Raw genomic sequence first — 21,576 nt, 5'->3', positions numbered from 1 at the left:
TCCGTAGAAAGCGATTGTTCTTTTGCTATATGTTTATTTTATCTGATAAAATTCATTACAGTAAGATATCTTTTTTTAGCAGTTTCTATCAATGTTCTATTGATGGAAATATTAGGATCGAAAAAGGAGGTTTCTATGGTTGTTTTTCCTTTAGGAGGTCTATTCCAGTTTCCTATGATTTTACCATTATATAGTATGACAGGATAGAAGGTTCCGAATGTATTGAATGCTTTTGAATGATGTTGGGTTTCGATAACGCTTGTTCTGTCTTTATAGCTGATCAGATACTCATCGAATGGAGGTAATAGATGTAAAATATTTTTTGATTTTATTGTTGGGGTTATAGTATATGTATTATGTATATATAGTTTTTTGTCTTGTATGAGATTGTGTTCTATATTACTTATTGCTTTTCGAGCCTCTGTGACTGTTAATCCCGACCACCAGACAAAGTCTTGCAGACTTGCTGGTGAGTGACTTCGGAAATAGGCGGTTGCTAATTTACTTAAAGCCTCATCATGATGTAATGCTTTTGTTGGTGGAATACGTTTATTGAGTAAAGCATAAGTAGGTTTCCCATTTTTGTCTATACCGCTACAGATAATTCCCTCTGTCTCTGCTCGAGTTAAATATCTGGATAATAGATGTATGTCTGTAGGAATACCATAATTTTTTAGCACTGTTCCGATTTCTTGTTTTGTCATATTTTGATATTCTTCAAGAGCTTTTTCGATTAGTCTATTACAGCGACTGTATGTTTTTTCTGTAATATTCCATTGCTTACCAAATGATTCGTTTGCAGACCTGATACGTTTTGACGAAAGTTGTAACATCCATCGTACATCTTCTGCAGCAACAAAGTGCCATGTGGGACGCATTATATGCATCCGGATGATTTTACCTTGCAGCAAAGCTTCATCTATTGAATTTAAATTGCAGCTTTTTAACCGTATACCGATGGCCCATTTAGACATTTCATAGTTTTGTGCTTGTAGGGCTCCCATCCATTTTACAAGTTCGGCTGGAGAATTGTATGTCGGGTTGACGAGTTGTTGACTCAATAAACGAATGTCGGTTATCATATCAATATTTTTTGTCAAAAATAATAAAGATATAATTAAACCGGCATTTGTATTGTTTTTTTATTTATATAATTATTTGATGAATAGTAATTCTGAAGAAAAATTAGATTTTATTGTTTATTTTATATTTTTTTATTTCTTCGGATTTCCATTTTTCATATTGCTCAGTAGTTAAAATTTTTTTTATTTTTCTTTCTCTTTTCTTTCTCTCTTTTTGAATATTTCTAAAATTATCATTTATTGGTGGTGGGGGAGGAGGAAAATTTGGTTGTATTTTTGACGGAGGCATCATATTATTTCTATTTTCAAATTCTCTATTAGGTGGAATAGGTGGCCTATTATCTTTTTGGTTTAATTTTTTTTGCTCCTCTTTGAGGAATAATTTATACATTTTTTTGTATTGTTTATCACTTAGTTGTAATGTTTCTTTCATTTCATCGGTTTTCTTTTTAGCGATGATTTCAGGTGAAACAAATTTAGACAAAGGCTTTCTGTTTGGTTCTTGTGCATTTGTTCTAGAGTACATTATCCCTCCAACGAACAAGAGAATGTAGAATAAAGATTTATATTTCATAATTATTGATTTTGATGATGAAAGTAGGTTTATATTTAGTTGATTAAAAATAAAATCGACAGGAATGGGAATTTTATCGATTGTTTTTATTCTTTATATGAATTGTTTTAATGATAACGTTTAGAAAGCTTCTAAAGTATTTGATTTATTATTTGTTTCTTTTTGAATCAGTTTACAAACATAATTTACAGTAAATTGTTACTGATATAGATTATATTACATAAATTGACTAAAAATGAATTATCGTAGATTGTTTACAATGCTATTATCGGTGATAACTATAGCTGTATGTGCTGAGACTAAGAAAGATTCTGTGTGGATTACAAATGGTTATGCTGGGCTTAAATTGACACAAGTAAGTTTTACGAACTGGGCGACTGGGGGAGATAATGCCTTTGCATTTGACTTACAGGGTACTTATCAGGCAGATTATAAGCATAATAAGCATATTTGGCAAAATCGTATAGAACTTTCTTATGGTCTGAATAAAACGAAATCTGAAATTACGAAGAAGACCAGTGATAAAATATATTTAAATTCAAATTATGGATATGAAATATATAAAAACCTGTATCTTAGTGCATTGCTTAATCTCCAATCACAGTTCACAAGAGGATATGATTATGGAGTCAATCCAGACGTTTATGTATCGCAGTTTATGGCTCCGGGGTATCTGATGACAGGGATAGGTTTCACATGGATACCAAATAAATTTTTTACTGCAGTTTTGTCTCCTGCTGCTTGGAGAGGGACATTTGTTTTAAATGACCGTTTGTCTGACGAAGGTGCTTATGGTGTAAAATCTGGGAAAAGATTGTTATCAGAGTTTGGTGCCAATCTAAAACTTGAGGGTAGATATGAGTTTTTAAAGAATATGACATTATATTCTCGATTGGACCTTTATTCTGATTATTTGAGAAAACCTCAAAATGTTGATATAAATTGGGAAGTTCAAATAAATATGGTAATAAATAAGTGGTTCTCTACGACTCTTACAACGAACATGGTATATGATGATGATGTGAAAATTACGTTGAGTGATGGGCGAAAGGTAAAACGTGTTCAGTTTAAAGAATTGTTAGGGGTGGGATTACAGTTTAATTTTTAGAGTATAGAGATTTATATAAAAATTTGAACATTTTGAAAATGAAAGTACAACCTATATTTTATATCTTTATGTCCAGTTAATATTTATAAAGACATTTGGTTATGATAACAAAAAAAGGATTTCTATGTATTGTATTGATATGTATATTGTTTGCATCTACATCTTTTGCTAAGACGAAAATAATCTCACACAGGGGATTTTGGAAAACGGAAAGTTCGGCACAAAATTCATTGACTGCTCTTCAAAAGGCTGCGGATATAGGGGTATATGGTTCAGAATTTGACGTTTTGATGACCAAAGATAATGTTATGATTGTTAATCATGATGGGCGTATCAAGGATATGGTGATAGAGAAAACTTTTTATGAAGAACTCAGTAGTATTACATTATCAAATGGAGAGAGGCTGCCTATTTTAGAAGAATATTTGCTTTTAGGAAAGAACAATAAGAAAATCAAGTTAATACTGGAAATAAAATCATTATCTACTCCAGAGAAAGAGACTCAAGCGGTTATTAATGTTACCAACATGGTAAAAAAAATGGGTATGGAAAAGCAAGTAGAATATATTGCTTTTAGTCTACATGTTGTGAAAGAACTCATACGCTTGGCTCCGGAGGCTACTGTTGCCTATCTCAATGGGGACTTGTCACCTCAAGAATTGAAAAATATAGGATGTTCAGGTCTAGACTATCATATCAATGTGTATAAAAAGCATAAAAATTGGATAAAGGAAGCTCATAAGTTGGGGTTGTCAACCAATGTATGGACTGTAAATGAACAAAAGGATATGGAGTATTTTATTAATGAGGGTATTGATTATATAACTACAGATGAGCCTCTTTTGCTTCAACAAATATTATTTAAAAACTAGAATAGATATTATAATGAGAACTGCCCTATATACAAGGACAGTTCTCATTATAATAATTAGTTAGTTTGTCCCTCTCGTGAGTTTTGTCCTGTAGCTTGTAGGTATTGAGTACGTTTTATTAAATAAAGAGTGTAGTCTTCAGTATATTGGTCTCGGCTTTGTTGTAATAAAGATTGAGCTTCAAGCATATCACTTAATGATATTGTACCAGCTTTATAGTATTCTTTATTAAGCCTAAAGTTTTCATTTGCAACACTTATTGATTCTTTTGATATATTCATTTGTTTGTATGATTCTTCTAACTCATTCCAGCATTTTTGCATTTGTATCAAAAGCATTTCTCGTGTATTCTGACGCGTTAGTTCTGCGTTTTTAACTTGTATTTTCTGTTTTTTTATAGCGTGAGTTCCTCCCCACCAATTTGAGATAGGTACGGTGACAGAGGCAAATATCATTCCGAAAGAATGGTCTTGATTTAGTAAATCATGATAGAAATATCCGGCTCCAATACCTAATGTTGGCATATTTTGACCAATCTTCATTTTTTGTTGGAGTTTAGATGCTTCTACATTTTTATTGACTAATTGGTATGCATTGAGGCTTGGAAGTGCATCGATATGATTTATTCGATATGTAATGGGAGAAGGAAGAGAGTCCAGTTGAGGAGATATGATGCTAAAATTTGATTCAAAGTCACCTATATATTGCCCTAATACCATTTTTGACAGTCGTATCCCGTTTTCAAGTTGTAGACGGGAGCTGGCAATATTATTTTTTTTCAATTGTATTTGCAGTAAATCGTTTTGATTTGTTATTCCAGCATCTACGGCATTTTTCACATCATTTTGAATATTGTTTATTAGAGATTCCATAATTTCGATTGTTTTTATTTTTTCTTGTAGAGAGACGAGTTGCCAATAATATTGATTTACTGTTAATATGATTTCGTCTTCAGTTTGTTTCAGTTGGTATTTACTGATTTCTGTACCTATTTCTGTCAATTTGTTTCCCAAATAAATCTGACCTCCAGTGAATATAGGTTGTATGGCTGATATTCCGGCTACAATCCCATCCTTCATCATAGACATTTCCATTCCTGGGACAAGTGGGGCGAGGCTAATTTCGGCCATCCCATTATTCGTTTTATAAGTACCTCCAACTGCAGAGATATTGGGAAAATATTTAGTGAATGCTTCTTTTTTATCTTGCTCTGAACTTTTTATGTTGTTTTGGGCTTTTTTTAGTTTATAATTATTTTCAAGGGCCATTTGGAGACATTGTTCTAACGTGTAACTTTGTCCGAAACTATAATCCTGATATAGTAATAGAATAATGATATATATAATTATTTTTTTCATACTTTATTCAATGTTATTCGATAAGTGATATTTTTTGTCAGACTTTTTGAAAATCATATAATATGCTACAGGTAATACAGTTATAATTAATATCATGGAAATCATTGTCCCAAAACATACGACTGTACCTAATGGAGACCATAGAGCACTCTTTCCTAATATCATAGGAATAACGCCCATAGATGCGGCGGCAGAAGTTAGGAATATAGGCCGCATTCTTCGTCGGGCAGAGTGGTAGGCAGCATCAAATACCGATTCTTTGTTTTTTATTCTTAATTCCTCTGCGTAGTCGAGCATGATAATACCATTTCTGACTAATATACCCATTAGACTGACTATGCCCAATATTGCTGTAAAGCTTACCTCTAATCCCATTACCCATATTCCGATAGCAGCTCCTAATATACATAGAGTCATGGATGATAGGATAAGAAGTGCCAAATTGATTTTTTTGAAGTGAAATAGAAGGATAAAGAATATAATAATAACAGCAATAATTAAAGCCCCGGTAATTTGAGGAATGGCCTCTCTGTCAGATTCATCGGCTCCGCCAAAACTTATTGTTATACCTTCAGGGGAGTTAAAGTCAGAGATTTTTTCTTTTATTTGGGAGGTTATTTCTGTAACATTGACATGCCGTTTTACGTCAGCTAAGACTGATATTGTAGGTATACCGTTTCTCCGTACGATTTGTCCTTCGTTCCAGTCTCCCTTTATTGTTGCTATCTGGCGCATGGGAACAGAAAACATTCCACCCCATGCTGGTTGATATTCATTGTTAATATCATCGAGTTGGGGCTCTTCTGACCTTTCTGTTTTTAGAACAATACCAATTGGATAGTCTTTTTCCCAGAGGGTTGTAACTGGCACTCCTGGTCCAAATCGCATAGCCATATTTAATGAAACTAAGGATTTGCTTATACCTAAACGATTGGCTTCGTCGTTGTCTAAAATAATAGATACTCCAGGCAATTGTTCTTCGAAGTTTGTGCGTACTAGAGTTAGCTCAGGTACCTTTCTTAATATTTGCATCAATGAGTCTGCCGAATTTTTCAAATCGGAAATATTTTCTCCACTTAGTCGTATTTCTATAGGGGAGGAAGCGTCAGAATATTCTAATTGTTTGAAACGTATAAGTGCATTAGGAAAGTAGTTTGTATATTTTCCTGAATATTCATCGAGTATTTCTACAGTAGCTTTATTGCTTTTTGTGTTTACAATAAATTGAGCAAAATTGCTACCAGGCATTTGGGGAGCATAACTTGTGTGGAAACGAGGAGAACCAGCCCCGATAAAAGAGGTGACAGAAACTATTCTGTCATCTTTGCGTAGGATATTTTCCATACTATCGGCAATAGCTGCAGTTTGTTCTATTGCGGTGCCTTTGGGTAAGAAAAACTCTACTGCAAATTGGTTCCTTTCAGCAATAGGCATCAATCTTTGAGGTAAATTTATAAACATAATACAGCCTAAAATTACAGTAGCTAAGCCTATGCATAAAGTGATTTTGGGATAAATAAAACATTTGTTTAATAACCATTCATATTTTTCTTGCATAATGTCAAGAAAATTATGTCTTTTTCCATTACTCTTTAATCCCTTGTGTATAAAGAAGTATTGCATATATGGTACTAAGAGTACAGCTACCAATAAAGAAATTCCTAATATAATAGTAATTGCCCACGGGAATGATTGTAGGAAGTCATTGTACATTCCTTTTGTTGTGATGAGAAAAGGAAAAAATGTAATACTAATGGCCAAAGTTGCAGATAAAATAGATTTGAAAAATTCTTTAGCGCTGGTTATAGCAGAATACCATCGCGAAAATCCTTGGTCTAATTTTTCCATATAGCAGTCTATAATAACGATAGAATTGTCCACAATCATCCCTAATGTAACGATTAGAGCTGCTAAGGTTACAGTATTCAGTTCTATGCCACAAGCGAAGAATATGCCCAAAGATATGAAAATAGTAATCGGTATTGTAGATGCAGCAACAGAAGCAACCCGTAAAGGCATGAGAAGTATGACAATTAGAATGACAGCCAATATGGCGATTAATAACTCTTTCAAGAATGTTGTAACCGAGTCACTGACGACTTGAGGCTGGTCGGTAATACGATAAATTCTTACATCTTTGGGCAGCTCTTGTTGGTATTCTTTCAAGACTTTATTTACTTCATCGCCCATTGATACAATATTATTTCCTTCACGCATTTCGAGGGAGAGCAGGATGCATTTTTTCCCATTATTTTTTATATAAGAATCAGGGTCTGGATATTCTCTGACTATACGTGCAATATCTTTTAATCGAATAACGTTGCCATTAGCATCAGAATAAACAATTTGTTCGCTAATTTCTTTTTCACTGTTATAAGTTTCTGATATATGGATAGGTGCGACAAATTCAGAGTTATCTATCGAACCGCTCAATGCTGTAAATCCTTGAGTTAGTAAAATGGAAGTTAGGGTGTTGTTACCTATACCATAAGCTGATAATTTTTTTTGATCCAAGTAAACGCTTATTTGTTCTTTTTGTAAACCATATCGGCGAAGATTTGAGACAGATTCTATTTTGCGAATTCGGTTTTCCAATTTATCCAAATAATTTTCCAATTCCCTGTAAGTTTTATCTTCTGATTCCAGCGTTATGAGTAATGCAGATGTATCTCCGAAGTCATCGTTTGCCTGTAATGCTAATACTCCCGAGGGTAATTGGTTTTTAAAAGACGTAAGCCCATGTTTAAATTTTGACCAGAATTCGTCTTTATTTGTAACGTCGTCATTTAGTTCTACATTAATAAAAACGATACCGTCACGACTTTGAGAAAATGTTTTCTTTTTCTTGACTTCTTTATAACTGAATATGAAATTTTCAAGGGGTTTGGTCAATTGTTCTTCAACTTGAGCAGATGTTGCTCCGGGATAAACTCCGACGACAAGTCCCTGACGGATGGTAAATGTAGGAAATTCCTGTTTGGGCATTTTATATAAAGCATAACAGCCAAACAATATTAAAATGGTTGTAATAAGAATTATAATTTGGCGGTATCTCATCGCCCCCTCTATAATATCAGTCTTTTTCATTTGATTATGATTTTCGAACCATTACTTACTTTTTGATTACCTTCGATAATGAGTTTGTCACCTTCTTTCAGTCCTTCTGTTACAACTATACCTTTAGCTGCAAGTCTTCCAGTAGTTATAACTTGTAATTGAGCTGTCTCCTTATTGGCTAACCAGACAAATGATTTTCCCGAGTTATCTATCTGTATAGCATGATTAGGTATAATGATTTCAGGCATCATATTATTTTTAGGTATATTTACTTTGCATACCATTCCAGGTATGAGGTCAAGAGTAGGATTGTCAAGTAGAATTTTTACGTCATATGTATGGGATATAGGATTAGCTATAATACCTTTTTCTGAAATTTTACCTTCAAATATGCGATTATTCAATGCCGCGACTTTTATTAGGGCTATATCTCCTTTTTTTATATTTGATATTTCATTTTCAGGAACAGGAATTTTTATATTTACTTTCTCAATTTTTACCAAATTAAAAATGGGGATGCCGGGTGTCACATTCATTCCTATTTCTACATTTTTTTTAGAAATGATGCCGTCAAATGGTGCATAGAGATTGGCATCCTGTAGATTTTTTTTAGCGATTTCTTCCATACTTATTGCTTTTTGTAAAGAGTTTTGTACCTCTATCCATTTAATTTCAGGTAAACTTTTGTTGTCATAAAGTTTAGACATTCGTTCGTATGCATCTTTTGCTTGAAGAAGCGATGAATGAGTTGCATCATAAGTGCTTTGGAGTGAGGTTTTATCTAAGACGGCCAGTAATTGGCCTCTTTTTACAGGTTCACCTTCTTGAATAAGAACTTTTTCGACATTTCCTATTATAGGAAAGCTGAGGGAAGAGCCATATAATTCTTCTATTGTTCCCACATAGTTTTGTTCTTCAAAACTTATATCTTTTTTTACATCATAGACTTTTACTGGAATATAGTCTATTGTTCTATTTTCTCCTTTTTCTTGAGTGCAGCTTATACTTCCCCATAAAAAAATAAAAATACATAAGTAATAGTTTATAGTTCTCATATAGTTTGTTTTTAGTGAAATATATATTTTTAAAACTTTGCAAATATGTTATGTTTCGTGGTTTGTAGAAAGCTCTGCATTCCTTTATAAATGTTCTATTTTTCCTTTTTGCAATTTATATAGATTTATTAATGTTTCTAATATTTATTTTTGTTTCGTAAAGAATGAAGTATGAAACAAATCCATATTCCGAAGATTGATTTACAATCAGTGTATTGTAAATCGACAATAGATTTTATTGATAATGATTTTGCTATATTTAATAGCATAAAAGAAGTTCCAGTAAGTGAATATCCTAGTCGCATAGATTTAGCTGTTGTTGCAGTTTGCCGCACAGGCTTTTGCCGAATAGGAATTAATTTGAAAGAGTATAACGTTGAATCTAATTCCTTAGTCATTACATTGCCAAATCAAATAATACAATTATTTGAAGTAAGTCCAGATTTTTCAGGAGCATTTATTGCTGTTTCAAGAAATTTTGTTGATAATATGTTTCCGAAATTTAAAGAATTATTACCTATCTTCCTCTATTTACAAAATAATCCTTGTGCACGAATAGGTGAATATGACTTGGGTTGTATATTGGAATATCATACATTCTTATGGAAAAAAGTGAGAATGAATGATAATATATATCGTAAGGGAGTGGCCCAAGGTATTTTGCAGGCGATGTTTTATGATGTTTGCAATATTTTCCGAATGCATATGAATGTTGTGAAGAAATCTAGAAAAGAGGAGCTTTTTGAGTTATTTATCGAAAGTATATATGAACATTATAAAAAAGAAAGAACTGTCTCTTTTTATGCAGGAAAGCTTTGTGTAACTCCTAAATATTTGTCGAGCCTTGTAAAGACTGTTAGTGGAAAAACTGCAGGAGAATGGATTGCAGAAGTAGTTATCTTGGAGTCTAAAGTTTTATTAAAATCTTCACCTAAAAGCATTCAGGAAATATCGGTAGAATTAAATTTTGCAAATCAATCATTTTTTGGGAAATATTTTAAGCAACATACTGGTATGTCACCTTATGCATATAAGAAGATATAGAGATTTTTGAGATGGTTATATCAAATGACAAACGGGCAGATAAAAACATCTGCCCGTTTGTCATTTGATAATTTTTTCTTATTCGATAGCAGCCTGGGCGGCAGCTACACGTGCAATGGGTACACGATAAGGGCTACAACTTACATAATTCATGCCTAAAGAAGCACAAAACTTGACAGATGATGGTTCCCCTCCGTGCTCGCCACAGATACCAACTTTTAGTCCTGGTTTGGTAGAACGTCCTTTTTCAGTACCCATGCGTACCAATTGTCCTACACCTTGCTGGTCGAGGATTGCAAATGGGTCATTTTTCAAAATTCCTTTTTCTTGATAAATTTTCAAGAATTTTCCGGCATCATCGCGTGAATAACCAAAAGTCATTTGAGTAAGGTCATTGGTCCCAAAAGAGAAAAAGTCCGCTACTTCAGCAATACGATCAGCAGTGAGTGCTGCTCGGGGTACTTCTATCATGGTACCTACTTTGTAATCGACCCAGTCATTACGCTCAGCAAATACTTGTTTGGCTGTATTATGAATAATTTCAGCTTGCATTTTTAGCTCTTCTACTACACCGACTAACGGAACCATGATTTCGGGATGTACATCGGCCCCCTTGGCTTTTGCGTCAAGTGCTGCTTCCAGAATGGCACGAGCCTGCATTTCTGTAATCTCAGGATAGGTACAGCCTAAACGGCAACCGCGATGACCTAACATCGGATTGAATTCTTCTAAGGAGTCACAAGCCAATTTTACTTCTTCAATAGTGAGCCCCATTTCTGCAGCCAATTCTTTTTGTGTGGCTAATTGATGAGGAACAAACTCATGAAGAGGTGGGTCAAGTAGACGAATCGTTACTCCGAGCCCATCCATTGCCAAGAAGATGCCTTCGAAGTCTTGACGTTGTATTGGCAGTAATTTTTTTAATGCTTCGCGACGACCTTCTTCATCTTTGGCCAGAATCATTTCACGCATAGCTTTGATTCGGTCACCCTCAAAGAACATATGTTCAGTGCGGCATAGTCCGATACCTTTAGCTCCGAATTTACGAGCTACAGTGGCGTCTTTGGGAGTATCCGCATTTGTGCGAACATCCATTTTTGTGTATTTTTCAGCCAATTCCATTACTTTGGCAAAATCTCCACTTAAATCGGCATCGACAGTATTTACTTGTCCTTCATACACTTCTCCGGTAGAGCCGTTTAATGAAATCCAATCGCCTTCTTTGTAGACTTTGCCGCTCATTTCTATAGTCCGAGTTTTATAATCTATTTTGATTTCACCGGCGCCTGAAACGCAACATTTGCCCATACCACGAGCAACTACTGCAGCATGTGAAGTCATACCTCCTCGGGCAGTAAGGATACCCTGAGCGACATTCATACCTCGGAGGTCTTCGGGAGACGTTTCGATACGAACAAGAATTACTTTTTTACGTTTTTCGGACCATTCTTCAGCATCGTCAGCAAAGAATACGATTTGGCCTGTGGCAGCACCTGGAGAGGCGGGTAATCCTTTTGCTATTACTTTTGCCGATTTTAGTGCAGCTTTGTCGAACACAGGATGTAAAAGTTCATCCAGCTTTTGGGGTTCCATTCTTTTCAAAGCTGTTTTTTCATCGATAATGTTTTCTCGCAGCATATCCATGGCGATTTTTACCATAGCAGCTCCTGTGCGTTTTCCATTGCGAGTTTGCAGTAACCAAAGTTTACCATCTTGGATAGTAAATTCGAGGTCTTGCATATCTTTAAAGTAATCTTCAAGCTTTTGTTGAGTTTCGATAAGAGTTTTTGCACATTCGGGCATAGCTTCTTCCAAGGATGGATATTTGGATGCTCGTACACTTTCGTCGATACCTTGTAAGGCTGCCCAACGACGAGAGCCTTCTATCGTTATCTGTTGGGGCGTACGAATGCCAGCTACAACATCTTCTCCTTGGGCATTAATTAAATATTCACCATTAAATATATCTTCTCCGGTAGCTGCATCACGAGTAAAAGCGACTCCGGTAGCAGAAGTGTTGCCCATGTTTCCGAATACCATAGCTTGAACGTTGACAGCTGTGCCCCATTCTTCAGGTATCTGGTTCATGCGGCGGTAATAAATAGCCCGTTCGTTCATCCAACTGTCGAATACGGCACAAATTGCACCCCAAAGTTGTTCCCATGGAGACTCGGGAAAATCTTTTCCTGTACGTTCTTTTACTGCTGCTTTGAATTTTTTGACGAGTAGTTTCAAGTCTTCTACTTCGAGTTCAGTATCCAGTTTTACACCTTTTTGCTTTTTTACTTCATCCATTACTTCTTCAAATGGATCGATATCTTCTTTACTTTTAGGTTTCATGCCTAATACGACGTCACCGTACATTTGTACAAATCGACGATATGAGTCCCAAGCAAAACGAGGATTACCGGATTTTTTTGCAATGCCTTCGACTGCGGAATCTGTCAATCCTAAGTTCAACACAGTATCCATCATACCTGGCATAGAAACTCGAGCTCCCGAACGTACAGAAACCAATAAAGGATTTTCTGCATCACCAAACTTGGTTCCCATCAGGTCTTCTACATGTTTAATAGCCTTCTCAACGTCATTTTTTAGTAATTTCGTTACAGCTTCTTTTCCCTGTTGGTTATATTCGGTACAAACGTCGGTTGTGATTGTAAATCCAGGAGGAACAGGAACTCCGATGAGATTCATTTCTGCAAGGTTGGCACCTTTACCTCCGAGGAGGTTTTTCATGTCGGAACGGCCTTCTGCTTGACCGTTTCCAAAAGTATACACTCTTTTCATATTTATAAAATAATAATGTTTTCATGGACTTTTGCTTTCTGCGAAATTGTAATGTTGAGATAGCAAAAATTTCAATTCACAAAAATATGGGTTATGATGAAACCGCCAAACATAATCGTAATAATTTTTGAAATTAAGCGAATTTTCTTTTTTGAATAAAGAAAGTTAAAGAAATATGTTTAACTTTGAACGAATTTGTTTTTATTCTAAAAGTTAAGTTTTGGCACGAAAAAAGAAAGAGCTACCTGTAATAGAGCAAGTTGAAATTGTTGATGTTGCTGCTGAAGGTAAAGCTATTGCTCGGGTAAATGATTTAGTTGTATTTGTACCATTTGTTGCACCAGGAGACATTGTAGATTTGCAATTGCATCGTAGAAAGCATAAATATGCTGAAGGTCGGGTGTTGAAAATTCATAAGTATTCGGATGTACGTACCGAACCTTTTTGTAGTCATTTTGGTATTTGTGGCGGGTGTAAATGGCAGCATCTTCCTTATGAGCAGCAATTGTTTTACAAGCAGAAGCAGGTAGAGGACAATCTAATTCGTATAGGAAAAATTTCTTTGCCAGAGATATCTCCTATAAAAGGTTCTTCGAAAATCCAATTTTATCGTAATAAGTTGGAATTCACTTTTTCGAATAAATCTTGGTTGACGCAAGAAGAATTAAATTCTGAACAAACATTTGACTGTCGTAATGCATTGGGTTTCCATATACCGGGAATGTTTGACAAGGTTCTGGATATAAAGAAATGTTGGTTACAAGACGATATTTCTAATTTGATACGTTTGGAGATTCGAAAATATACAATTGAACATAATTACCCTTTTTTCGATTTGAGAGAACAATCGGGGCTGATGCGTAATATTATTGTTCGTACAGCGTCTACGGGTGAGATTATGTTGATTGTGGTCTTTTTCAGGAAAGATACAGAGAAGATACAAGCCCTTATGAGTCATATTGCGGAAGTGTTTCCTCAAATAACGTCTTTGTTGTATGTTATAAATCAGAAGGCAAATGATACTATTACCGACCAGAAAGTGCATGTGTTTCGGGGACGGGATTATATTATAGAGTCGATGGAAGATTTGCAGTTTAAAATAGGGCCGAAATCATTCTACCAGACGAATTCAGAACAAGCTTATGAGTTGTATAAGATAGTCCGAGATTTTGCTGGGTTGAATGGGACTGAATTGGTGTATGATTTGTATACGGGAACTGGAACTATAGCCAATTTTATTGCTTCGCAAGCACATAAGGTAATAGGCATAGAGTATGTTCCTGAAGCGATAGAAGATGCTAAAGTAAATTCTGCGTTGAATGGAATCGAGAATATACTTTTTTATGCAGGAGATATGAAGGATATCCTTACTCAAGATTTTATTAATGAACATGGACGTCCTGATGTAATTATTACTGACCCACCTCGTGCAGGAATGCATGATGATGTGATAAAAACTATTTTATTTGCTGAGCCGGGGAAGATTGTCTATGTTAGTTGTAATCCGGCTACGCAGGCTCGAGATTTGGGATTACTGGATGAAAAATATAAAGTGACACGAGTGCAACCGGTTGATATGTTTCCACATACACATCATGTAGAAAATGTAGTATTATTAAAGAAAAAGTAGTTTGGAGACAGACGTTGACTCTTGTCCCGAATTTTAGGATAAGAGAAGCGGATAGCCTCAAGAGAAAAATGACTCTTTAGCTTTCCGCTTCTTTTGTAAAATAAAGTGCTGAATTTATTTAAAATGAAATATATCATGACAGAAAAATTAGAAAAGATGATGAATGACTCCAAGGCAATGCGTTGGGGTGTACTTACTCTTGTTGCTTTTACTATGTTGTGCGGGTATTTCCTGACGGATGTAATGGCTCCTTTAAAACCAATGCTTGAGGCACAGTTACTTTGGGATAGTATGGATTATGGTATTTTTACCAGTGCTTATGGTTGGTTTAATGTATTTCTATTGATGCTTATTTTTGGAGGAATTATCCTTGATAAAATGGGTGTCCGGTTTACAGGAATGAGTGCTTGTATATTGATGGTGATTGGTTGTGCTCTAAAATATTGTGCTATTGCTGGGCATATAACGATAGATGGTACAATATTGGGTATGAAATCTCAGGTAGTACTTGCTGCTGTAGGATATGCTATTTTCGGTGTGGGGGTAGAAATTGCCGGTATTACAGTATCAAAGATCATTGTAAAGTGGTTTAAAGGCAAAGAATTGGCATTGGCAATGGGACTTGAAATGGCTACTGCCCGTTTGGGTACAATGTTGGCAATGTCGGTAACTATACCTTTTGCTAAATTATTTGGAACGACTATGCCTGATGGTTCCATTCAGCCTGATATTCCAGCTCCACTTTTACTTTGTTTGGTTATGCTGTGTATCGGAGCAGTAGGTTTCTTTATTTATACTTTTATTGATCGTAAGTTTGACGAGCAGCAAAATGAAGAGAATATGGAACAGGAGGAACCTTTTAGAGCAAAAGATATATTTTTGGTAATCGCAAATAAAGGTTTCTGGTTGATAGCTCTTTTATGTGTTTTGTTCTATTCGGCTGTATTCCCATTTTTAAAATATGCAACAGATTTGATGGTAAATAAATATGAAGTAGATGCTTCTTTAGCTGGAATGATACCTGCTTTATTGCCTTTGGGAACCTTATTTTTAACTCCGTTTTTTGGTAATTTGTATGATCGTAAGGGAAAAGGTGCAACAATTATGATTATTGGAGCAATGATGCTGATTGCAGTGCACTTTTTGTTTGCATTGCCATTATTGAATGAATGGTGGTTTGCTACTTTTTTGATGATAGTGTTAGGGGTAGCTTTTTCTTTAGTTCCTTCGGCTATGTGGCCTTCTGTTCCGAAGGTTATCCCTGAGAAGCAATTGGGTACTGCCTATGCTTTGATATTTTGGGTGCAAAACTGGGGATTAATGGGTGTTCCTGCTTTGATAGGTTGGGTATTGAATACTTATTGTCGATTGGATGGAGAGGTGGGAACATCTGCTTATGATTATACGTTACCGATGTATATATTTACAGGTTTTGGAGTTGCCGCTTTGTTTGTTGCTCTTTTATTGAAACGAGAAGATAAAAAATGTGGATATGGATTGGAAGAACCTAATATTCAGAAGTAGGTCAAGTGTTCAGAGAAGTTTCACAAAAAATGACAAAGCCGGGATTAAAAAATCCCGGCTTTGTCATTTTTTGTGAATATATTACTGATGTTGTTCTCGTAACAAATCATTGACTGTCTTTACTGGGTTGAATGTTGCAATAGGTACTTCCACAAATAAAGTATTCCAATCAGACATGGCACCATTCCACAGTCCAGGTAATTCAAGAGCTTTCAGCTCTTTACCATTTTTTGATTTTAAAGAAATGAAGCCAGTATTTTTATCTACATATTGGGGTAAATTATATTTTTCACCTTTCCTATTTTTTACGGCACATACTAAATCGACCGGATTGAAGTGGGTAGATGACTTGAATAGTGCAACTGATTCAGGGTTATTCATGTCTATTTGGGAGCTTTCAAGAATTTGTAAAGAATAAGTTCCATCTTGATTGTATGCGAGGAAAGGACCCCCTCCTGGTTCTCCGACGTTTTTAACCATACCACATACTCGGATAGGACGTTTTAGTTTTCTGAGCAGATAAATAGCTAAGTCACTATCTTCAAGATGTTTGGTTTCTGGATTTTTGATAAATAAGGAACCTTGTAAAAATGCGATTATCTCCCTGAGATTTTCGATTGAGTATTTACCACTTTCCAATAATTCAGTATATTTATCTATTTTTTCTTGCAACGAGATAAGTACTCCACCTATAATTTTTTTATATTTAATGGTGGTCTCTTTTAGACGGTCAGGAACCACATTATCTATATTTTTTATAAATATAATGTCTGCGTCTATGTCGTTTAGATTTTCGATAAGAGCTCCATGTCCCCCTGGACGAAATACCAGATTACCATTATCGTCTCTAAATGGTTTGTTATCCATATCAGCAGCAATAGTATCGGTCGAGGGTTTTTGTTCCGAGAAGCTGATATGATATTTTACACCATATTCCTTTTCATATTCGGGTTGTTTTTCGATAACTAATTTTTGAAAATAGGGTAAATGTTCATGAGAGACAGTAAAATGTACATTTACATTGCCTGTTTTGTTTTGAGCATATAGAGCACCTTCGGCAAGATGTTCTTCCATAGCTGTGCGGTCCGTTTGCGGGTAATGATGGAATTTTAGCATGCCCTTTGGCAAGGCTCCATAATTCATTCCATTCTTTGATAATAGGTTCTCAATGATAGTTTTATATTTGCCTTCAACGAGTAACTTATCAATATCTTTTCCTTCATTTTCCAAACAAGTCTTGTTCAGATCGGAATAAAAAGCAAAGGATTTTATTTGTTTAAAAAAACTTTTTTCAAAATTATTAGTTGGGGTGTCATATGGTGCGTCTAAAAACTCAAAAAGATTTTTAAACATACGGCTAGCGGCGCCAGATGCTGGAACGAATTTTACTATTTTATGATTCTTTTCCAAGTAATTGTTCCATATGTTCAGATATTTTTCAGCTTCATTTTCATCTATAGAGAGAATCCCATTACTAATAGTGGCTGCAGATTGTATGTTAAGAAAAGGGAATCCTTTCTTAAAACATTCGAGTTGAGCCTCTATTTGAGATTCAGAGATTCCTTTTTGGGCCAGGAGTTTTAAATCTTGTTGTGTAAGCATAGTATAATGTTTTAGAGATAAAATTTGTAGCTTCAAAAGCATTCAAATTTACAAAAACATCATTAAAAAATAACATTGTACATCTAAAAAATATATATTTGAGATGTATTTCGCAAAAATAAGTGATTATGGCAGAAAATACATATTTTACGGAAGCTGAGAAAGAAGAGTTTATCGTTGCATATAAAGCATTGATTAGAACCTCTCGGACATTAGTTGGTGCAACAGATTTTTTACGTATACGTAAATGGATTGCGGGAGCAATAGAGTCGGGTAATTATTTACGGGATAAATATGGAATAAACATATTATTGAGAAATATCAATACAGCATTGATTTTATCGAAAGAAGTCGGTCTGGAAAGGAGTACCTTGATAGCAGTATTGATGTATAATGTAGCACTCAGTGAATTCTTATCAATGGCTCAGATAGAGAAGGAGTTTGGTAGTGATATAACAAAAATTATCAGAGGTCTTATCAAAGCTAATAGTTTGTATGCAAAACAGGCTACGGTAGAGAGTGAAAATTTCAGAAAGTTATTGCTGACATTTGCCGAAGATGTAAGGGTAATTATTATTATGATTGCTGATAGACTTTGTTTGATGAGAATGATTAATCATCATCCCAATCAAAAATTTCGTGAAGACATTGCTTGTGAAGCTTCTTACTTATATGCCCCATTGGCTCATCGATTAGGTCTTTATTCGATAAAATCCGAATTAGAAGATTTGTCTTTGAAATATACCAATCGGGAGATATTTGATCAAATAGCACATAAACTGAAAGAAACTAAACGGGCTCGAGACCAATATATATACGAGTTTATAGAACCCGTGAAAAAAAAGCTTGAAGAAGCCGGACTTAAATTTGAAATAAAAGGACGGACTAAGTCGATATACTCTATTTGGAATAAAATGAAGAAGCAAAAGGCTGATATAGAAGATATATATGACCTGTTTGCTATTCGAGTTGTATTAGATACTCCGGAAAGTCAGGAAAAAGCTGATTGTTGGAAAGTTTATTCTATTGTTACAGACATGTACCAGCCCAATCCAAAACGGTTGAAAGATTGGTTGTCTATACCAAAGAGCAATGGATATGAGTCTTTACATATAACCGTATTTGGTCCGCAAAATCGTTGGGTAGAGGTGCAGATACGAAGTCGTAGAATGGATGATATAGCTGAAAGGGGATTGGCGGCACATTGGAAATATAAAGGAATTAAAAGTGAAAATGGACTGGATGATTGGCTGAATAATGTCCGGGATATTTTAGAGAACGCAGAGAGTGGTCCTATGGAACTTATGAAAGAGTTTAAAATGGATCTTTACGATAAGGAGGTGTTTGTATTTACACCAAAAGGTGATTTGTATAAATTACCTAAAGGCGCTACAATACTCGATTTTGCTTTTCTTATTCACACAGGATTGGGTAGTAAATGTGTTGGCGCAATTGTTAATGGAAAGAACCAGACCATTCGATATGAATTGAAGAGTGGCGATACAATAGAGATTTTGACATCTCCGGCGCAGTCTCCCAAGCAAGATTGGTTGAATATTGTTTCAACGTCAAAAGCTCGAGTGAAAATAAAGCAAGCTCTAAAGGAATCTCAGTTTAAAGAAGCCGAATTTGGAAAAGAACTGTTGCAACGTCGGTTTAAAAATCGTAAGATAGAGATGGATGAGGCTTTGATGATGAGACTCATCAAAAAGTTAGGTTTTAAAACTGCCACTGATTTTTATTATGCTCTAGCATCTGAGCATTTAGATGTAAATGTTGTGTTTGATAGTTATTTAGAGTTGGAGCGTAAAGAAAATGAGGAATCGACAGAACAGCGAACGGCCGAAAATTATGTACAGCCATATAGAGAAGAAGATACAACGAAAGAAGATGTTTTAGTTATAGATCAGAACTTGAAGGGCATTGAGTATAAGTTATCGAAATGTTGTAATCCAATATATGGAGATGAAATTTTTGGATTTGTTTCTACTCAAGGAACTATAAAAATACATCGAGTTGATTGCCCTAATGCAACAGAGATGCGGACACGTTTTGGTTATAGGGTGGTAAAAGCTCGCTGGTCAGGAAAACAAGGTTCCCAATATGTAACTGTATTACGGGTAGTCGGTCATGATGATATAGGTATTGTGACTAATATAACATCGATTATATCAAAAGAGAAAAATATATCGATGAGAAATATTTCGATTGATTCGAATGATGGGCTCTTTCAAGGCCATATAGCAGTGATGGTTGATGATATTACTGCTCTTAATTCATTGATTAAAAAATTAAAGACTGTGAAGGGGGTGAAAAATGTAGAGAGAATGCAATAATGGGGAGAAAAATACTGCTTCATAAACATTATTTGAATTTGGTGTTTTTATTAATTCATATTATTGTTATTAATTAGGGATTTCTTCTCTGAATATTTGATTCACGTAGTATAAACAGGAGCTATTTTTCAAAAAAACGAACTCTAAAAGTAAAAAAACTTTTAGAGTTCGTTTTTTTGAAGGTATTCCTTTTTTATGAGTAAAGTTTTTTATTAAACTCTTTTTATGATTTCCATACCTTTTTTTATTGCTTGTTCATTCATGGGAATAAGCTTATGATGTCTCTCTGGAAGAGACTTCTTGAGCCCGAGCAATACATTCTCAAGGGTAACCATTGGTTTTATTTTCAATAAACCTCCGAGAACAATCATATTAAAGGCTTTGGAATTATTCATCTCAATGGCGGTATTCATTGCGTCTATACTATATATTTCTATATCTTTACGAGTGGGAGCATGGTGGATACCATATCCGTCGTATATAAGGATACCCCCTGGCTTGACCTTGCTTTCGAATTTGTCGAGAGAAGGTTGATTCAGTATTATTGCTATATCAAATGTGTTTAGTACAGGAGAACTGATTCGTTCATCGCTGAGTATAACTGTTACATTAGCTGTGCCGCCACGTTGTTCGGGTCCATAAGATGGCATCCAACTTACTTCTTTATTTTCCATCAACCCCGAATAGGCAAGAATCTTTCCCATCGAAAGTACGCCTTGTCCGCCGAATCCGGCTATGATAATTTCTTCTTTCATACACTTGCTGATTTTACAGATTATTCATTTTTCAGGTCCCCTAACGGATATTTTTCAAACATGTGTTGTTCCATCCATTTGTTGGCCTGGTCTGGAGTCATTTTCCAGCCGGAGTTACAAGTAGATACAATTTCGACCAAAGATGCTCCTTTATGATTCATTGAGTTTTCAAATGCTTGGCGAAGTGCTTTTTTTGCTTTTCTTACAGCAGCAGGAGTGTGTACACTTTGACGAGTCACGTAACAAGCTCCGTCAAGTTGGGCTACTAAGTCAGAAATTTTTAATGGATATCCATTGAGTTCGACATTTCGTCCGTAAGGGCATGTGGAAGTTACCATACCTTCTAAAGTTGTAGGAGCCATTTGACCTCCTGTCATGCCATAAATACCATTATTGATAAAAATTATTACAATATTTTCTCCTCGGTTACAAGCATGAATGGTTTCTGCTGTTCCGATAGCAGCCAAATCTCCATCTCCCTGATATGTAAATACCATTTTCGATGGATTGAGTCTTTTTACAGCTGTAGCAATGGCAGGAGCACGTCCATGGGCTGCTTCGAGCCAGTCTATGTCAATGTAATTATAGGCAAATACGGCACAGCCTACAGGAGCTATGCCTATGGCATTTTCTTCCATCCCCATGTCTTCTATTACTTCTGCTACCAGTTTGTGTACAACACCGTGGCTGCAACCTGGGCAGTAATGCATTGCATTATCATTCATCAGTCTCGGTTTGCCGTAGACCAGATTTTCGGGTTTTATAATTTCGTTTACATCCATAACATTC

General features: G+C 35.3%; 15 protein-coding genes. 6 read left to right on the top strand and 9 right to left on the bottom strand.

Annotation, left to right across the window (positions count from 1 at the left end; translation table 11 throughout):
• Positions 1-38: 38 nt before the first annotated feature.
• Both Cop2CBH44_RS05085 and Cop2CBH44_RS05080 read right to left on the bottom strand, forming a co-directional pair.
• Complete coding sequence (locus Cop2CBH44_RS05085) at positions 39-1,082, bottom strand: winged helix DNA-binding domain-containing protein (RefSeq protein ID WP_200755670.1); 1,044 nt, start codon at positions 1,080-1,082, stop codon at positions 39-41.
• Positions 1,083-1,185: 103 nt separating this feature from the next.
• Positions 1,186-1,656 carry a DUF4890 domain-containing protein gene (locus Cop2CBH44_RS05080; protein ID WP_200755669.1) on the bottom strand — a complete coding sequence of 157 codons (471 nt, stop codon included), beginning with the start codon at positions 1,654-1,656 and terminating at the stop codon, positions 1,186-1,188.
• Positions 1,657-1,891: 235 nt separating this feature from the next.
• Between Cop2CBH44_RS05080 and Cop2CBH44_RS05075 the strand changes: the two genes are divergently transcribed.
• On the top strand, positions 1,892-2,764 hold the full coding sequence (locus Cop2CBH44_RS05075; RefSeq protein ID WP_200755668.1) for a DUF3078 domain-containing protein: 873 nt from the start codon (positions 1,892-1,894) through the stop codon (positions 2,762-2,764).
• A 101-nt stretch (positions 2,765-2,865) separates the two neighbouring features.
• Positions 2,866-3,636, top strand: a complete 771-nt coding sequence (locus Cop2CBH44_RS05070) for a glycerophosphodiester phosphodiesterase family protein (protein WP_200755667.1) — start codon at positions 2,866-2,868, stop codon at positions 3,634-3,636.
• A gap of 56 nt (positions 3,637-3,692) precedes the next feature.
• Here the strand turns inward: Cop2CBH44_RS05070 and Cop2CBH44_RS05065 are convergent, their stop codons facing one another.
• The 3 genes from Cop2CBH44_RS05065 to Cop2CBH44_RS05055 are packed head-to-tail and all read right to left on the bottom strand — an operon-like array spanning position 3,693 to position 9,106.
• On the bottom strand, positions 3,693-4,994 hold the full coding sequence (locus Cop2CBH44_RS05065; RefSeq protein ID WP_200755666.1) for a TolC family protein: 1,302 nt from the start codon (positions 4,992-4,994) through the stop codon (positions 3,693-3,695).
• A gap of 3 nt (positions 4,995-4,997) precedes the next feature.
• The gene (locus Cop2CBH44_RS05060; protein ID WP_200755665.1) at positions 4,998-8,081 is read right to left on the bottom strand and encodes an efflux RND transporter permease subunit; all 3,084 of its coding nucleotides are present in this window, start codon (positions 8,079-8,081) and stop codon (positions 4,998-5,000) included.
• Positions 8,078-9,106 carry an efflux RND transporter periplasmic adaptor subunit gene (locus Cop2CBH44_RS05055; RefSeq protein ID WP_021931313.1) on the bottom strand — a complete coding sequence of 343 codons (1,029 nt, stop codon included), beginning with the start codon at positions 9,104-9,106 and terminating at the stop codon, positions 8,078-8,080. The genes Cop2CBH44_RS05060 and Cop2CBH44_RS05055 overlap by 4 nt, the downstream gene beginning before the upstream one ends.
• A 171-nt stretch (positions 9,107-9,277) precedes the next feature.
• On the opposite strand from Cop2CBH44_RS05055, the gene Cop2CBH44_RS05050 reads away from it, so the two are divergent.
• On the top strand, positions 9,278-10,150 hold the full coding sequence (locus tag Cop2CBH44_RS05050; protein ID WP_021931312.1) for a helix-turn-helix domain-containing protein: 873 nt from the start codon (positions 9,278-9,280) through the stop codon (positions 10,148-10,150).
• A 78-nt stretch (positions 10,151-10,228) separates the two neighbouring features.
• On the opposite strand, the gene ppdK is transcribed toward Cop2CBH44_RS05050, so the two are convergent.
• Positions 10,229-12,946 (bottom strand): pyruvate, phosphate dikinase, encoded by a 2,718-nt coding sequence (gene ppdK / locus Cop2CBH44_RS05045; protein WP_200755924.1) that lies wholly within the window; start codon positions 12,944-12,946, stop codon positions 10,229-10,231.
• A gap of 214 nt (positions 12,947-13,160) precedes the next feature.
• Here ppdK and rlmD point away from each other — a divergent pair, with 214 nt between their 5' ends.
• On the top strand, positions 13,161-14,570 hold the full coding sequence (gene rlmD / locus Cop2CBH44_RS05040; protein ID WP_021931309.1) for a 23S rRNA (uracil(1939)-C(5))-methyltransferase RlmD: 1,410 nt from the start codon (positions 13,161-13,163) through the stop codon (positions 14,568-14,570).
• Between the two features lie 135 nt (positions 14,571-14,705).
• Complete coding sequence (locus Cop2CBH44_RS05035; RefSeq protein WP_021931308.1) at positions 14,706-16,094, top strand: MFS transporter; 1,389 nt, start codon at positions 14,706-14,708, stop codon at positions 16,092-16,094.
• An 81-nt stretch (positions 16,095-16,175) separates the two neighbouring features.
• On the opposite strand, the gene Cop2CBH44_RS05030 is transcribed toward Cop2CBH44_RS05035, so the two are convergent.
• Entirely contained in the window at positions 16,176-17,696 is a 1,521-nt protein-coding gene (locus Cop2CBH44_RS05030; protein ID WP_200755664.1) for a DUF4301 family protein, read from the bottom strand.
• A gap of 128 nt (positions 17,697-17,824) precedes the next feature.
• Between Cop2CBH44_RS05030 and Cop2CBH44_RS05025 the strand changes: the two genes are divergently transcribed.
• The gene (locus tag Cop2CBH44_RS05025) at positions 17,825-20,032 is read left to right on the top strand and encodes a RelA/SpoT family protein (protein ID WP_021931306.1); all 2,208 of its coding nucleotides are present in this window, start codon (positions 17,825-17,827) and stop codon (positions 20,030-20,032) included.
• 212 nt (positions 20,033-20,244) lie between these two features.
• Here Cop2CBH44_RS05025 and Cop2CBH44_RS05020 read toward each other — a convergent pair whose 3' ends face one another.
• Positions 20,245-20,787, bottom strand: coding sequence for a 2-oxoacid:ferredoxin oxidoreductase subunit gamma family protein (locus Cop2CBH44_RS05020; protein ID WP_021931305.1), 543 nt, complete (start codon positions 20,785-20,787; stop codon positions 20,245-20,247).
• A 20-nt stretch (positions 20,788-20,807) separates the two neighbouring features.
• Entirely contained in the window at positions 20,808-21,569 is a 762-nt protein-coding gene (locus Cop2CBH44_RS05015) for a thiamine pyrophosphate-dependent enzyme (RefSeq protein WP_021931304.1), read from the bottom strand.
• Positions 21,570-21,576 lie beyond the last annotated feature (7 nt).

Source organism: Coprobacter secundus subsp. similis, assembly GCF_015097275.1.
Lineage (GTDB): Bacteria > Bacteroidota > Bacteroidia > Bacteroidales > Coprobacteraceae > Coprobacter > Coprobacter secundus.
This window is presented reverse-complemented; position numbering and strand designations above follow the sequence as displayed.